Below are 14,770 nucleotides of genomic sequence, written 5' to 3' on the forward strand. Positions count from 1 at the left end.
ATACAGCCAGCGAACTACCAGACACCCAACACGACAAGACCAGCTAACAAAGCACTACTAGGGCCTGTCCGATGGGTCAGGCCGGAAAGGTTCTAGGAACGCGGAGCGAGCCCCTTCACGGTGAAGGACGCCTTGTCCCGGGATGTCGTGCCGTCGGTGATCCACCAGTGCGTGGGGTCCTCGCCGTACAAGCAGAACAACCCGTCGGATGATGCCCAGTTGAGGATCAGTTCGTCCTTGCCGTCCGCGTCGAAGTCGTCGGCCCCGGCCGGGCGGGCGTGCCGGCATTCCGCGGATCCCTTGTCCCCTTCGCGCAGGACACGGGTGCGCTTGTCGCCGTCCATGAGGGTGGCGTCTTCGTATGTGGCGACCAGGATGCCGTCGCGGCCGTCGCCGTCCGGGTCGGCGGCGCTGAAACCGCCAGGCCCGTAGTCGGTGCCCTTCCCCTCGGGCACCTCGGGCAGCCGGTGCTTGACCGGTTTGCCGCCGCTGCCGGGGTACACGTCGAGCGATCCGTCGACTTCGGGTGCCTCCGTCTCGGAGCCCGGCTCGTCGTTGCGGCTGCCGTCGTCCCCGACGGCCACATCCCGCAGTCCGTCGCCGTCGAAGTCGCCGAACGCGTGCGCGTTGCCGGGGCGCAGCCGCTTGCCGCTGGCGGACAGGCCGGTGCCGCGCCGTGCCGGGTAGAGGGTGTTGCCGGACTGCTCGCCGTCGCTCAGGTCGTGGACCAGCAGGGAGGTCGCGTGCGGCTTGCCGGACGGGGCGACGTCGTCCACGACGAGGTCGCCCTCTTGCGGCACCGACAGGCTGGTATCGGTGCGGGCCGGCGCACCGGACCGCGTGAACGGGCCGTACAGCACCACCAGGGGCGACTTGCCCTCGGACAACTCGGTCCTCGCGTGGGCCGCGAGGTCTTGGTGCCCGTCCCCGTCGAAGTCGCCGCGCACCACCTGATCAAGGCCCAGCTTTGACGCGCTCCGCGGCAGCCGCACCGGCGTTGCCTTGCCGCCTGCCTTGGGCCCGCTGGGCCCGCCCCAGGCCACGTACGGGGCGGTGCGGTGGTCGTCCGCCCCCTTGTTCGGCACGTACTTGTCCCTGACGGTCGTGACGAAGTCCGGGAAGCCGTCGCTGTCCAGGTCGGCTACGTCCAGGTCGACGATTTCGTTCGGCGAGCCCGGCAGTTCGCGGCTGTTGTAAAGCGTGCGGGTCGAGGGGTCGGGCCCCTTCGCCGAGCCGTAGATTACGGCGAACGGTCTGCCGTCGGGCTGTTTGACGGCGGGCTGATTTTTACCAGGGATGGGCACCATGAGGTCGCGGTACCCGTCGCCGTTGATGTCGTCGGGGTCCTTCGATCCCTTCCCGGGGGCCGGCTCCCGGCTCGCCCCGGCCGCGCCGGGCGCAGGGGTTGTGTGGCCGGTTCCGCCACATCCCGTGAGCGGGGCGAGTACGACGCAGACAGCGATCGCCGGCAGGATGGTACGGGACTTCATAGGTATCACCATGCGCTTCACCCTCACATCACGCGCCGTGCCCCAGTCCAGCACAGAGGGACGTTTGATACCGACTCGTTGCTCAAGGGACTGTCCGGCAAGGTCACGAGCGAACCCAGAGGCGTAGTGCAATGACGGCCACCGTGCCGTGGAAGATATTGCCGGTCGACCCGTGGGACGCCGTGGCTACCGCCACTGTCCTGGACGCCGCCCGGACCAGCGCCGACACCGGTGAAACCGTGTGCGTGCCCTCACGAGTTCGTGGATGGTTGCCGGTGAGACGTCGATGACTTCGGCCGGGGCTTGGTGTTCACGTCTGCCGTGCCGTATTCAGGTCCGTGGTCTGCTGGTGGGACAGCAGGGCGGCAACGGCCTGGATGATGTCAAGGCCGACGCGCAGGTCTGGCGGAACTCCGGCCTTCCCGCCCAATGCCAGGAGCTGTATGCCTAATAGGCGCTGTGGGTTGGCTGTTGGGCCAGTGCCCCCCAAAAAAGCCCGCACACCGGTCACACCCTCTACCTACCAGATCCTGGAATCCCTTCAGACCTTGCTGAACTGCTGGACCGGCACCTGCACCACCTGCCATCGCCCCCTACCCGGAAGATCAGGCAGACACCGTCAACCACGGCCAGCACCGACCTAACGGAGTCGTACGAGATCAGTGATGGCGGGTTGGGTTGCCATGCGGCGGGTGGCCGCTCATTGAGCCAGCCTTCGCCTAGCGGCATGAATTGGTTCTGTCGCAGCGGGGGTGTTACTGCTGGTGACGGCCCTATGGTGGCTGTCCGGACTGGACCGGTCCGGAGAGCTATAACTGCCAGGGGGTGGTGCTGATGGGGAATGAGGGGCACGGGGAGCCGTTACCGCGAAGGGTGTTCGCCGATCGGTTGACTGAGCTGCTTGAGCTGACAGCGGACCTTCCGCTGAAGAATGCGGTGGCAGAGGCCAACCGGCGTCGGCCCTTCGGCCGGGGCCGACCGGTCTCGGGGCGCAGGGTCAGCGACTGGAAGCGCGGGCGGCATCTACCCGACTCGGAGATGTCGTTCCTGGCTCTGGTCCGGGTGCTGATCGAGCACTGCCGCGGTCGGAGGGTGCCTGCTGATGGGGTCAGTGCGGGTCTGCTGGATGAGGAGCAATGGCGCCACTGGCTGCGGGCTGCCCGCGCCTCCCCGCCCGATCCCGACGTTGAGTCCTGCGCCGGGCAGCCGGCCGAGCAGGACGAGTGGGCTGGGCAGGTCGAGCGGGGGGTGGCTGACGGGGGGTGGGCGTCGCAGTGCCCGTACCGGGGATTGGCGCCGTTCGGGCAGGAGCAGGCGGAGGTTTTCTACGGGCGGGAGAAGCTGACCGCGCAGCTGGTGCACACTCTGGCCGGCCGGCTGGACCGGCCCGGGGTCTTGATGGTGAGCGGGGCGTCGGGGGCGGGCAAGTCGTCCCTGGTGCGTGCGGGGCTGCTGCCCGCGCTGGCTGACGGGGCGCTCAGTGAGGAATCGGCGAGGTGGCCGGTTGCGGTGATGCATCCCACCTCGCAGCCTCGCGATGAGCTGGCGCGGGTGCTGGCCAAGGTCGCCGGGCGCGATCCCGGGGCGGTCCGTGCGGCGTTGGAGAGCGCCCCGGAGCGGGCGTACACCCTGGTGCGGGATGTGGTGGACGCCTACGCTGTCAAGGGGCGGCAGGCTGTGGGCAGTACCGGTGACCGGCTGGTGCTGGTGGTCGACCCGTTCGAGCAGCTGTTCACTCTCCCCGACACCCCCCACCGCAACCTCGGCTCCGGTTCTGACTCCGGTTCTGGCTCTCGTTTTGGTGTGGCTGGTTCGGTGGAGCGGGAGCGTGCGGAGGTGATCGCGGCCCTGCATGCGGCGGCCACGGTGCCGTGCGGGCCGGACGGGGAGCCGGCCGCGTTGGTCATCGCGGTGATCCGCTCCGATTTCCTGCCCGCCTGCGCGGCCTACCCCCAGCTCGCCCAAGCGGCAACCGACGGGCTGTTCCTGGTCGGACCGATGACCGCGGCGCAGCTGCGGGCGACCATCACCGGACCCGCCGAACGCGCGGGCCTCAAGGTCCCGCCGTTTCTGGTCGACGCCATTCTCGCCGATCTGCCCGCCTCCTCATCCGGCGGCGGGTACGAGGTGGGGGCGCTGCCGCTGTTGTCGGAGGCGATGCGCGTCACCTGGAGGCACCGCGAGGACGACCGGCTGACCAGCCGCGGCTACGAGCTGTCCGGCGGTGTCGCCCACGCCATCCAGACCAGCGCCGAGGCCGTGTACACCGCCCTGACCGGTGCCCAGCAGGCCGCCGCCCGCAAGGTGTTCCACCGTCTCACCAAGGTCGCCCCTGACGGGCAGGCCGTCCGCCGCCCCATGCCCTACCGGCACGACGACCCCGCCTCCGAGGATCACGACGTGCGGGATGTGGTGGAGGCCTTCGCCGCTCAACGCCTGATCGTGGTCGGCGAGAACACCGCACAGATCACTCATGACACCCTTCTGCACGCCTGGGGACGATTACGCGGCTGGCTCGAAGACGATCCGGCCAACCGCGCCCTGTACAGCCAGCTGGCCGACGACGCGGCCGACTGGGCGCGCAACCACCACCACTCCTCCTACCTCTACCGGGGACAACGACTCTCCGCCGTCACCAACGCCCAACACCACTGGAACACCGACCCCGACCGCTACCCCACCCTCACCCAACAGGAACAACACTTTCTCAACGCAAGCGTCAAAGCCCGCACCCGCACCACCCGAAGGCGACACGCCCTCACCACAGTCCTCACCCTCCTCCTCGCCCTCGCCATAACCGCCGCATCCATTGCCTACAACCGAGGTCAAGCCGCACTCACCGCTCAGCAACAGGCACAGTCCCGGCAACTGGCCGCCCAGTCCGACGCACTCATCGACACCGACCCCGACCTGGCCTCCCTTCTGGCCGTCCACGCCTACAAGACCAGCCCCACCACCGAAGCAACCACCAGCCTCTACGCGGCAGCAGAAGTCCCCCTCCAACGCCGCCTCACCGGCCACAAGGTGGCGTCGGTGGCGTTCAGTCCCGACGGGCACACTCTGGCCACCGGCAGCGAAGACGGCACCGTACGGTTGTGGGACCCCGCAACCGGCCGCACCCGAAGGGTCCTCACCGGCCACAAGGGCGACGTGGGGGCGGTGGCGTTCAGTCCCGACGGACGCACTCTGGCCACCGGCAGCGAAGACGGCACCGTACGGTTGTGGGACCCCGCAACCGGCCGCACCCGAAGGGTCCTCACCGGCCACAAGGAAGACGTGTTCGCGCTGGCGTTCAGTCCCGACGGGCACACCCTCGCTACCAGCGGCGCGGATCGCACGGTGCGGCTGTGGGACACCGGGACCGGCGCTGTCCGCGAATCGCTCACCGGTCACACGGACGTCGTGTACGCGGTGGCGTTCAGTCCCGACGGGCACACCCTGGCCACCACGAGCAAAGACCGCACCGTACGGTTGTGGGATTCCGCAACCGACCGCACCCGAAGGGTCCTCACCGGCCACAAGGGCGCCGTGGGGGCGGTGGCGTTCAGTCCCGACGGACGGACCCTGGCCACCGCCGACGAAAAGGGCACGGTACGGTTGTGGAACCCCGCAACCGGCCGCACACGAAGGGTCCTCACCAGCCACGAGGGCACCGTGTACTCGGTGGCGTTCAGCCCCGACGGACGCACCTTAGCCACCGCCGGCACAGACGACATCGTACGGTTGTGGGATTCCGCAACCGGCCGCACCCGCACAACCCTCACCGGCCACAAGGGCGACGTGTACGCGGTGGCGTTCAGCCCCGACGGACGCACCCTGGCCACCGCCGCCGACGACGGGACGGTACGCCTGTGGGACACCACCGGCCGCACCCGCGGAACCCTCACCGGCCACAAGGGCATCGTGTACTCGGTGGCGTTCAGTCCCAGCGGACGCACTCTGGCCACCGGTGGCGTAGACGGCACGGTACGGTTGTGGGATTCCGCAACCGGGCGCACCCGGAGGGTCCTCACCGACCAGAAGGACGACGTGGGGGCGGTGGCGTTCAGTCCCGACGGACGGACCCTGGCCACCGCCGCCGACGGCGACACGGTACGGCTGTGGGATTCCGCAACCGGCCGCACCCGAAGGGTCCTCACCGGCCACAAGGAAGACGTGTTCTCGGTGGCGTTCAGCCCTGACGGACGCACCCTGGCCACCGCCGGCGCAGACCGGACGGTACGGTTGTGGGATTCCGCAACCGGGCGCACCCGAAGGGTCCTCACCGGCCACAAGGGCGACGTGGGGGCGGTGGCGTTCAGCCCCGACGGACGCACCCTGGCCACCGCCAGCGAGGACGACACGGTACGGTTGTGGGACCCCGCCACCGGGCGCACCCGAAGGGTCCTCACCGGCCACAAGGACAACGCGTGGTGGGTGGCGTACAGCCCCGACGGACGCACTCTCGCCACCAGCGGCGCGGATCACACGGTGCGGCTGTGGAATCCCGCAACCGGCCGCACCCGCGAAGCCATCACCATCAACAAGAGCGTCACGTCTATGGAATTCAGCCCCGACGGACGCACCCTGGCCACTGGGGACGACGGCGGCACGGTACGCCTGTGGGACCCCGCAACCGGCCTCACCCGTACAACCCTCACCGGCCACAAGCTCTACGTGGCGCAGGTGGCATTCAGCCCCGACGGCAAGACCCTGGCCACCGCCAGCGAAGACGGCACGGTACGCCTGTGGGATGCGAAGCCGCCTGACCAAGAAGAAGCGATCAAGAAGGTCTGTCAGGCCGTTGGCCGAAATCTCTCAGCCAAAGAACGGTCCCAGTACCTCCCCGACCAGTCGCGCCGGGTGTGCCCCTCCTGAGCCCTGGAGCGTGTGTCAACTACTCGGCCCTGAAGGCAAGGCTGCGTAGCCTGGGTCCGTCTTCAAACGGATCTTGCCCAGAGCAGGAATGACGCGAGGGTGACCGCCGCTACGTAGGAAGTGGCGGTCTTCTCGTATCGTGTGCGCGATTCCGCGACGTTGCAGATAGGCGCGGAACCCGCGGGAGCTGTAGGCCTCCGCGATGAGGCGGTCGGGCCGGCAGCGTGGCCCGCCAAGGCCACTGCGCGGTACTAGGATGCGTTCGAGGAGCGGGTGTGCGCAGATGCTGTCGTGGTGTTGGTCCGGTGTCACGAGGATCGCGAGTGGGCGGGCTTTGCCGTCGCAGGCGAGGTGGATTGTGGTGGTCAGGCCTCCTCGGAAGCGGCCGAGGGCGTGATCATCCGCTTCGTCCGGCCTGTGGTGCCCCCTTTTCGGCCGGTGGCGGCGGCATGCTGGTGGGCGCGGACGATGGTGGAGTCGATCTGCACCAGCCAGTCGATGTCGTCGGCCGCCTCCGCGCGGGCCTGGATCTGCTGCAGGGCGCGGGTGAACACACCGTCCAGGGGATGTCGCGGAACGGCGACACCTGCGCTGGCCCTCGTGGCTGCCACCACCACCTGGTGCGGGTCCCAGCTGTCCCGCATGGTGTGGTGGCGTTTTCTCAGGGTTGTCCGTCAGGGATGTGGCCGACCCCAGCCCGTGGGCGGTCGGCCGCTCACGCAACGGCTGAGGCGGGTGGTCCGGGGGTTCAGGCCCTGACAGGGCTCACCGGCTCGCCGAGTCGTCGGGCAGCGACGTACCAGGCCTGGGTCAGCGCGCTGCGGGCCAGGGCAAGGGCCTGGCCCTGTTCGCTGCCGAGGAGTAGCGGTGCACCGACGTGCACGTGCAGTCCCGGGCGGTGCAGTGGCGCGGTGAGCAGCCTGGCCAGCTGTTCGACGGGGCTGCCTGATGCCAGCGCGCGGGCTCCGGCCTGACCGAGGGGCACGACCTGGGCGCCGGTCGAGCGCGTGAGGTGGAAGAGGCCCGGATGCAAGGGCCGGGGCGGGGCTTCGCGAGTGCCCTTGCGGTGTGGCAGCCCGCCTTCCGGGTAGAGCAGGACGGACCGGCCCGCGGCCAGTGCGGTCTGGGCATCCTGCAGTGCCTGCTCGGCTCGCGGGTCGTGACGGTGAACCGGGATATTCCCCTCCCGGGTGAGGGCGCGGCCGAGTAGGGGGATGCGCCACAGCCCCGCTGCTGCCAAAACGATGGGTTCGGTACCGAGGCGGCGCAGCGCAGCGAAGACGATCGCGGGATCGCTGAGGGAAGTATGGTTGGCGATGATGATGCTGCCTGCGGGCGGTGGGGCACCCGTTTCCGTGGTGATGTTCAGACGGCCGAAGACGGGCACCACGACGCCTGCGAGGTGACTGAGCACGGCACCACCCCCAGGGTGACGACAACCAGTAGTGGGTGTTGGTCGCTGCCGCGGCGGCGAGCGATTCGTGATCACCTTATGCCGCACGCGGCCTGCCGACGGCGGCATCGTGGTCGGCGTACGCGCCGAGCGGGACGCCGATGCAGTGCGGTTCGCCCGGGGGGAGTGACCGCGGCCAGGCGTCGATACGCCTGGTGCGTGCCTGGCACCCGCTCTCGGAAGCGGGGCTCACGGTGACCGGGGCGAGCGGCGTGGGGGAGCGGGAACGCGCGGCACGCGCACGGCGTGAACCGTGCCGCCTGATCATCGCGCACCCCCACGTCGTCGGCGATGAACTGCACGGCGTTCTGGGGCCGGCACCTCGCGACGTAGTGCGCCGTGCCGGTGGCCGCGGAGTTGCCGGGCGGGTCACCGCCGTGGCGTACCGGCTGTGTCGTCGGCCTCGGCGCGGAGGTCATGAGTGACGGCCGAGGGCACCGTCGACGCTTTCGGACAGGCGTACCGCGAGGGGGATGACGGTTTCCCGGGGCACGGAGCCGCTGAGCGTCACCCGTCCGTCCGAGAGGTGGGGCCGGATGGGTGTGCAGGGCCGGGTCGGGAAACTCGTCGACAACGATCGGCACCAGGCCGACGGTCACCCAGCGCGAACAGGGCGTCGACGCGTTTTCCCAGCCGAGCCAGTGACTCGGCGGCGCGGTGCCCTGGTACCGGGCGAGATCGTCGCTGAGCCGACGCACCGCGTCCGGCTTCGAGAGACGAGAAACGTCGGACGGCAACACGGCTGCTCCATCGTTCGGCAGCGCTCCTGCCACCAGTACAGCGTCGAATCCCGGACGCCGCGACATACGCGGCTACACGGTCAGGCCCGTCGGGGCCGAGTCCGCAGGCGAGGGACCGGTTCGGGACGGCCGGGACGGGGCACCGTGCGGCCTGGCCAGCGTGTCGCCCGACGTGCTGGGCGCCTGCGGTCCGGCAGGCGCTGGCCATCCCGTATGCGGCCGACACCGTGCACCGCGTCAGCGGCACGCGCGGTGCCGTGGGCGGCGCAGGAACCGCCTTGGGCGTCTTCGGTGCCTCCTGATGCCCTGGACCAGAACTGCATTCTCGTGTCGGCCGCACCGCTACGCACCTGGGATGACCTGACGGGGCCGACGCGCGTGTCCGAGTCCGCGGAACGACGATGGAGGCACGGATTGTTCGTGTGGAGGCGTGAGGGGGAAAACACGTGGGGTGAGGGAGAATTCCGCGCGGTGCGCCGGACGGCGCGGTGTTCCGCACACCGCGGACCTGCGGGTGGAGGCTTGGACCCCACACGCGAGGAGTGCCTGGCGCAGGCGGTGCGGGTGTCTGCGAGTCGTTCCTGGACCTGACGGGGGCGCAGCCAGTCTCCGCAGGCGGGAGGTCATGGTGCGGGCGGACAGGGACGAGGATGTGCTGGTCGGCCTGCTGGAAGAGGTCGTGTACTGATGTACTGGCTCGACACCCAAGGCGAGGTCCCGGTCGATGTGGAACTGACGCCAGTTGCCGGCGGCTTGCGGGGCGGCCTTCACATGGCTGAGGCCGGGGCGCTTGCGGTGACGGGGGCCGCGCCGAAGGCCGTCACATGGCACAAGCTGGCCTTTGCGCGCGGGCCGGTGGGCTGGACGTGCTCGGTGACGCTCGACGTGTGAGCCGTGGCCCTGACCGAATCCGCCCATCCACCCGAGGGTCTCGTACGGGCCCTCCGAGCGGCCGGCATCAGCGACGAGCGCCTGCTCCAGGCCGTACCAGCGACGCCCCGAGCGGCATTCGTCCCCACCGGCCACCACACGCACGCCTATCATGACATGCCCATTCCGATCGGGCACGGACCAGGTGAGCACGCAGCCCTCGATCTCGGCCATGGTGATCGAGGGCCTTGACCTGAGCGGGGATGAACCCTCCTTGAGATTGGTACCGGCCTCGGCTTCCAGACCGCACTACTCGCCCGGTTGGCCGCCGATGTCGTGACCATAGAGATGTGGCCGGACCTCGCACATCAGGCACGGCGCAACCTCGCCCGGCAGGGCATCGGGATTCTTACCTCGCGCCCAGCACGCTGGGCGCGAGGGCACGCACTCTGCTGGCCGCGTCAGTGGCGCGCTGGACGCCTGGGTGAACCACGGCGTGCGGGGCGGGTACTACCGAGGGGGGAGCTCCGCGCCCTGCATCGCCGGGCGCGGAGCCGCCCGCGGCCTGGGTGAGCCTTCACGGAAGGCTCACCCCGTGGTTGTTGAGGGCCTCGACGACCGGCTGGAAGTACGTGACGCCGCCGAAGCGGCAGTCGCCGGTGCCGCCGGAGGTGAGGCCGATCGCCGTGTTGCCCGAGAAGAGCGGACCGCCGCTGTCGCCGGGCTCGGCGCACACATTGGTCCTGATCATCTGGTAGACGATGTCGCCGCCGCCGTAGTTGACCGTGTAGTTGAGCCCGGTGACGGTGCCGCTGTGCAGGCCCGTGGTGCTGCCGCTGCGCTGGACGAGCATGCCGACGCTGGCATTGGCCGCACCGGTGATGGTGCGGTAGGTGCCGTTGTACAGGTTCACGTTGCTGGGGTGCGGCAACAACGCGTTCGTGTAGGAGATGTAGCCGTAGTCGTTGACCGGGAAGCTTGAGTAGGCCGTCGGGCCGATGGGCAGACCAAGGCGGGTGCGCCAGGTCGGATAGCCCTCGGTGCAGTGCCCGGCGGTCAGGATGTAGTACGAGGTGCCGACATGCACGTTGAAGCCGGCCGAGCAGCGCCAGCCGGAGGAAGCGTAGATCGGATCTCCGCCGGAGAGCAGTCTGGTGAGCTTGCCCCGCGTGCGCTCGATGCGCAGTGCGCCGCCGTTCGGGCCGGCGGCCTTCTTGATCTTGGCGATTTCGGCGTCCGAGACGGTGCTGTCAGCCTGGACGACGACGGATTGGCCCTCCGTGTCGATGGTCCAGGCTGTGCCGCTGACGTCCGCCGCGAGGACTGCGTCGCTCGCCGCTTTGAGGTCTCCGGCGCTGAAGTGCCGACTCTGGTCGGCGTCGGCGGTTCCGGGGGCGGTCAGCGCGAGCGCGGCGGCCAGACCCGATATGAGGGCCAGCGCCCGAAGCCGTCCAGCCGCGCGGCTGGAGCGGCTGACCAAGCTGTTTCTCCGGGCGGTGTGCTTGATTCTCACGACGATCCTCCTGGTGCGGGGGGTGAGAGGAGGCCCGCGTCGCAATTGGGTTTCCTGTTGCGCGCGGGTGAGGAGAGTTGAAGCCTTTGTCAGGAACGGTGATGCGAGTATTCGCCCGGTACAAGGGTGGTCACGGCGTATTGAAGGGTTGCGAGGAATTGCGTGGTTACGGTAGCCACGCCCGCGCCCCATGAGGTGCGCTGCGGCGCCCACATGCGCGCCAGGCACGCCTGAAATGCTCCGCTGCTCATCGTTCGTCAAGTGGTGAGTGTGAGGGTGGGGCGTCGCGACGCCGCGTAGGCCAGGTAGTCGGTTCCAGCTCACCTCGGCCTGGCGCATCGCGGTCTGCGGGGTGAAGAGGCCGGTGTGGTAGGTGCCGGCGACTGCACCGGAGCGCGAGCGGCATGGCGAGCCGGGTTCGGCCCGGCAGCGCGGGCAGGGGTGGCACTCGAGTCGTCCGCCTCGCTCGGGGAAGCCTCTTGAGGGAACGTCATGGCACCGGACGCTGTCACAAACAATTCTCAGAAGTACTCCGAACCCACCTTTGAGCGAGAACGAGTTCTGCGAACCGAACCGCCGGTTCGCGATCACCGGGCCGTCGTCTTTGATCTTGCTCGGGTAAGGGACCGTTTGTGAGAAGCGGAGTCTTCCTCAGTTGTTGAGCAGCCGCCATGTGGTGAGGGCGAGCCCGGCTCGTATCAAGCCAGTGGGCTCGGTGAGTTCGATGTTCAGGGTCTTACCGATCCGTTCGAGCCGGCGGGCAACGCTGCTGTGGTGCAGGTGGAGGAGGTCGGCGGCCCGGCGCAGGGAGCCGGTGACGCAGTAGGCGTCCAGCGTCTCCAGATCCAGATCTTGCGGGCTGTCGGCGATGCGGGCGATCGCGGCCACGTCGGCGTTGTCGCACGCGCTGTCCTGGGGAACCTGCGCGAGCAGCGCCAACGCCCCGAGTTCGACGTAGGGGACAGTCGGGCGGTGTGGGGTGGTGAAGCGGAGAGCTGTCCGGGCTTGCCGCCAGGACAGCTCAGGACTTTCGGCGGCGCCGATGCCCGCGCGTACGCCTGCCGGAAACCGGGCCTCGTCCACGGTGGTCGCCAGGATGACGCCCACATCAACGAGCGGTGCCGCTTTGGCCGTGCGAGCCGGGCAGATCAGGGTGCAGAGCTGGTCGAGTGGAAGCTGCGAACGTACGGCGACGGCGCGGACCGGCAGGTCGGCAGCGAACCCCAAGAGCCGTAGCGCCCGGGTTCGGGCCGCCTCGTCGCTGTCGGAACTGATCGCGAGCTCGACGAGGGCGGGGTCGGCCATGGTGGTACGGGCCGGGCCGTACCGTTCTATGACCGCGGCGGCGGCGATGGCGAGCCGGTCCAGGAGTACTTCGTCGAGCGGACTGGGCGGGCCGGGGCGTTCCAGCCACACCGTGCCGATCTCCTCCTCGTCGAGTGTGATCGGCGCTGTGGTGGACGCGGGGTGCGGCGGAGGGGATACCTGCCTGCCGTCGGGCGAGGTGCGGATTTCTCGCCCCGTGCCATGGAGCCGAATCCCGACCACACAAGCGGACAGGCCCGCTGAGGCTCGGACGAGTGCTGGGAGGTACACCCTTCTGCACATCAACGTGTCGTAGAACGCGATGACGCGGATCGCGCCTTGGGCGTGCGGGTCCAGGTGCGACAGCCGTTCGGCGAGGGCCTCCATGGCGCAAGGATACGGCTGACCGAGTGCGCCATTCTGTGCACAACTTGATTCGCATACACGACACTTGGCGGATGAACCCATAGGGGTCGACGATGAGGATGGTCGTTATGGATCCCGAACTCGAAGCGTTTGTCCCCCTGCTCGTGAAAGCCGACCTGACCGATCCGGTCACTGACCGCAAGAACTACGCTGAGCGTGCCGCTGCGGCACCGGCGCCGAACACAACAGGCATGGAGATCGAAGACCGTACCGTGCCCGCCGATCCGGACGTGCCGGTGCGGATCTACCGTCCGAACGGGGCGTGGGGCACCATCGTCTGGCTGCACGGCGGAGGCTGGGTGATGGGGGATCTGAACTCTGATCACCACTTTGCCGCCCGGATCGCGGCTGGCGCCGACACGGTGGTGATCTCGGTGGATTACCGCCGATCTCCCGAGCATCGGTTCCCGGCCGCCCTGGACGACACCTACGCCGTACTGACCTGGGCAGCCGAACACGCGGCTGAGCTGGGCATCGACTCGAACCAGATTGCCGTCGGGGGGCACAGTGCCGGCGCTGGGCTCGCAGCCGCGGTGGCGTTGCGGGCGCGTGATCAGCAGGGGCCTGCAATCCGCTTCCAGCTGCTCAATCAGCCGTTGCTCGATGACCGTCAGGAGACCTGGTCACAGCGGAACTTCACCGATACGCCCTTGCATGATCGCGACACACTCACGGCAGTGTGGCGGCACTACCTGGGCTCCCAACCCGCCACACCGTACGCCGCCCCGGCCCGGGCCGACGACCTGTCCGGCCTCCCCCCTGCCTACGTGGCCACCGCGGATTCCGACCCGCTCCGCGACGAAGGCATCACCTATGCACTGCGTCTGCTGCAGGCGGGCGTCCCGGTCGAGCTGCACCAGTGGCCCGGCACCTTCCACGGCTCGCTGGCGGTCCTGTCCGCCGACGTGTCGCAGCGGCAGTTCGCCGAACTCTGCGCAGCCCTGCGCCGCGCCCTGGCCCCGTAGGCGGCCGAGGCCAACCAGGCTGGCCCCCAAGCCCTACGCCCCACCAGATGATCGATGACCACAGAATGGATGTGTCGGCATGACCGTTACCCCGATCGATCTCTTCTCCTCCTTCATCCACCTTGACCAAAGCGGCCAGGTGCGCGCCGAGCAGCCCGTGTTCGACCCCGAGCGGGACGGCTGGCAGTTGATGACCTTCCACGTGGAGACCGACGCGGACGTCCACGCTGACCACTGGGAAGTCCACTCCGCCGCGGATGAAGTCGTGTCCTGCCTCAGCGGCGGGATACGTGTCTACTTCCGCCCGGAACAGCCGGATGAGAAGGAGGAGGAGATCAAGCTGGCAGCGGGAACGGCGGCCATCGTCCCGCGCGGGCGATGGCACCGCATCGCACTGGACGGCCCCAGCGACATCATGTCCGTCACCCTTCCACGCGGCAGTCGCCTGGAGAAGCGGAGCGAAGCCTAGCCGGGCCCGTCACATACGGTCCTCATCCACGGCGACGCCCGACAAAGGCCGCCGCCCACGTCCGCGCCTTCCCGTGGCTCGTCCGTGCCGCAGGGCGCGAGCGCGACCAGGCATCACACAGCTCTGCACACGGTGACCGGTAGCACTCGGGCCGCGGGGCCCGCCCCCAGACCGCCCAGGACTGAATGGACCGGCGTCTACCCGTCTTCGCCACCGTCGTCATCGTCGTCCAGCTCGCCCGCGCCCTCCGCGGCATCCCCGTCGCGCACCGGGACGGCGTCGACGTCCACTTGCACAGCGCCGTCAGCATCGAGCTGGCCCGTCCGCGGCGACCGTGGAGCCGTCCCCCCATGCCTGGGAGATGTCCAGGCGGGCGTGCGCGTTGACCAGGTCGGCGATCGCCTCGTTCAAAGTCGGGATGGAGAAGTGCCGGTTCGCGGCCAGCGACAGCTCGTGCCCGCTCGCCCCGGGGATGTGCCGGGCGGCCTCGTGAAGTGCATCTACATGGCACTGATGAGCCTCGACCCGACCAGCAAGGGCCGCAAGCGGTGGACCATGCGCTGGAAGGCACCCCTCAACGCGTTCCATCGCGTTCGAGGGCCGGCTCACCCGGGCCAACAACTGAACCTCAACAACCAAGATCAGCCGTTAAATTGACACACCCACCAGCCGCTGCCGACTT

At 69.0% G+C, this 14,770-nt stretch carries 10 protein-coding genes and 3 pseudogenes; 6 read left to right on the top strand and 7 right to left on the bottom strand.

The genetic code is table 11. The annotated features are described in order from the left end of the window. Window positions 1-92: 92 nt before the first annotated feature. Window positions 93-1,490 (bottom strand): hypothetical protein, encoded by a 1,398-nt coding sequence (locus JK363_RS35115; RefSeq protein WP_201881602.1) that lies wholly within the window; start codon window positions 1,488-1,490, stop codon window positions 93-95. An 888-nt stretch (window positions 1,491-2,378) separates the two neighbouring features. Between JK363_RS35115 and JK363_RS35120 the strand changes: the two genes are divergently transcribed. Beyond that, window positions 2,379-6,347 carry a WD40 repeat domain-containing protein gene (locus JK363_RS35120; RefSeq protein WP_201881604.1) on the top strand — a complete coding sequence of 1,323 codons (3,969 nt, stop codon included), beginning with the start codon at window positions 2,379-2,381 and terminating at the stop codon, window positions 6,345-6,347. Window positions 6,348-6,712: 365 nt separating this feature from the next. Here JK363_RS35120 and JK363_RS43145 read toward each other — a convergent pair whose 3' ends face one another. Next, complete coding sequence (locus tag JK363_RS43145) at window positions 6,713-6,958, bottom strand: hypothetical protein (RefSeq protein ID WP_236076350.1); 246 nt, start codon at window positions 6,956-6,958, stop codon at window positions 6,713-6,715. Window positions 6,959-7,095: 137 nt separating this feature from the next. Beyond that, the gene (locus JK363_RS35130; protein WP_201881607.1) at window positions 7,096-7,761 is read right to left on the bottom strand and encodes a lysophospholipid acyltransferase family protein; all 666 of its coding nucleotides are present in this window, start codon (window positions 7,759-7,761) and stop codon (window positions 7,096-7,098) included. A gap of 1,466 nt (window positions 7,762-9,227) precedes the next feature. On the opposite strand from JK363_RS35130, the gene JK363_RS41955 reads away from it, so the two are divergent. Both JK363_RS41955 and JK363_RS35140 read left to right on the top strand, forming a co-directional pair. After that, on the top strand, window positions 9,228-9,431 hold the full coding sequence (locus JK363_RS41955; protein WP_215911580.1) for an archease: 204 nt from the start codon (window positions 9,228-9,230) through the stop codon (window positions 9,429-9,431). 3 nt (window positions 9,432-9,434) lie between these two features. Further along, window positions 9,435-9,983, top strand: a pseudogene (locus JK363_RS35140) (protein-L-isoaspartate O-methyltransferase family protein). 4 nt (window positions 9,984-9,987) lie between these two features. Here the strand turns inward: JK363_RS35140 and JK363_RS35145 are convergent. The 3 genes and pseudogenes from JK363_RS35145 to JK363_RS35150 form a co-directional block, all read right to left on the bottom strand. Then, window positions 9,988-10,923, bottom strand: a complete 936-nt coding sequence (locus tag JK363_RS35145; RefSeq protein WP_307821992.1) for a S1 family peptidase — start codon at window positions 10,921-10,923, stop codon at window positions 9,988-9,990. A gap of 372 nt (window positions 10,924-11,295) precedes the next feature. Continuing rightward, window positions 11,296-11,514: pseudogene (locus JK363_RS45075) on the bottom strand (hypothetical protein); the annotation flags it as partial. A 60-nt stretch (window positions 11,515-11,574) separates the two neighbouring features. After that, window positions 11,575-12,615: a helix-turn-helix domain-containing protein gene (locus JK363_RS35150; RefSeq protein WP_201881608.1), complete on the bottom strand. Its 1,041-nt coding sequence runs from the start codon at window positions 12,613-12,615 to the stop codon at window positions 11,575-11,577. Between the two features lie 107 nt (window positions 12,616-12,722). On the opposite strand from JK363_RS35150, the gene JK363_RS35155 reads away from it, so the two are divergent. Then, on the top strand, window positions 12,723-13,619 hold the full coding sequence (locus JK363_RS35155; protein ID WP_201881609.1) for an alpha/beta hydrolase: 897 nt from the start codon (window positions 12,723-12,725) through the stop codon (window positions 13,617-13,619). Window positions 13,620-13,698: 79 nt separating this feature from the next. Next, entirely contained in the window at window positions 13,699-14,088 is a 390-nt protein-coding gene (locus JK363_RS35160) for a cupin domain-containing protein (RefSeq protein WP_201881611.1), read from the top strand. Between the two features lie 303 nt (window positions 14,089-14,391). Here the strand turns inward: JK363_RS35160 and JK363_RS45080 are convergent, their stop codons facing one another. Next, window positions 14,392-14,562 carry a Tn3 family transposase gene (locus JK363_RS45080; RefSeq protein ID WP_443726312.1) on the bottom strand — a complete coding sequence of 57 codons (171 nt, stop codon included), beginning with the start codon at window positions 14,560-14,562 and terminating at the stop codon, window positions 14,392-14,394. Between JK363_RS45080 and JK363_RS45085 the strand changes: the two are divergent. Then, window positions 14,533-14,713: pseudogene (locus JK363_RS45085) on the top strand (IS256 family transposase); the annotation flags it as partial. The gene JK363_RS45080 and the pseudogene JK363_RS45085 sit on opposite strands and share 30 nt — an antisense overlap. Between the last annotated feature and the right edge of the window lie 57 nt (window positions 14,714-14,770).

Origin of the sequence: Streptomyces coffeae, assembly GCF_016741875.1 — a bacterium.
Classification (GTDB): Bacteria; Actinomycetota; Actinomycetes; order Streptomycetales; family Streptomycetaceae; genus Streptomyces; species Streptomyces coffeae.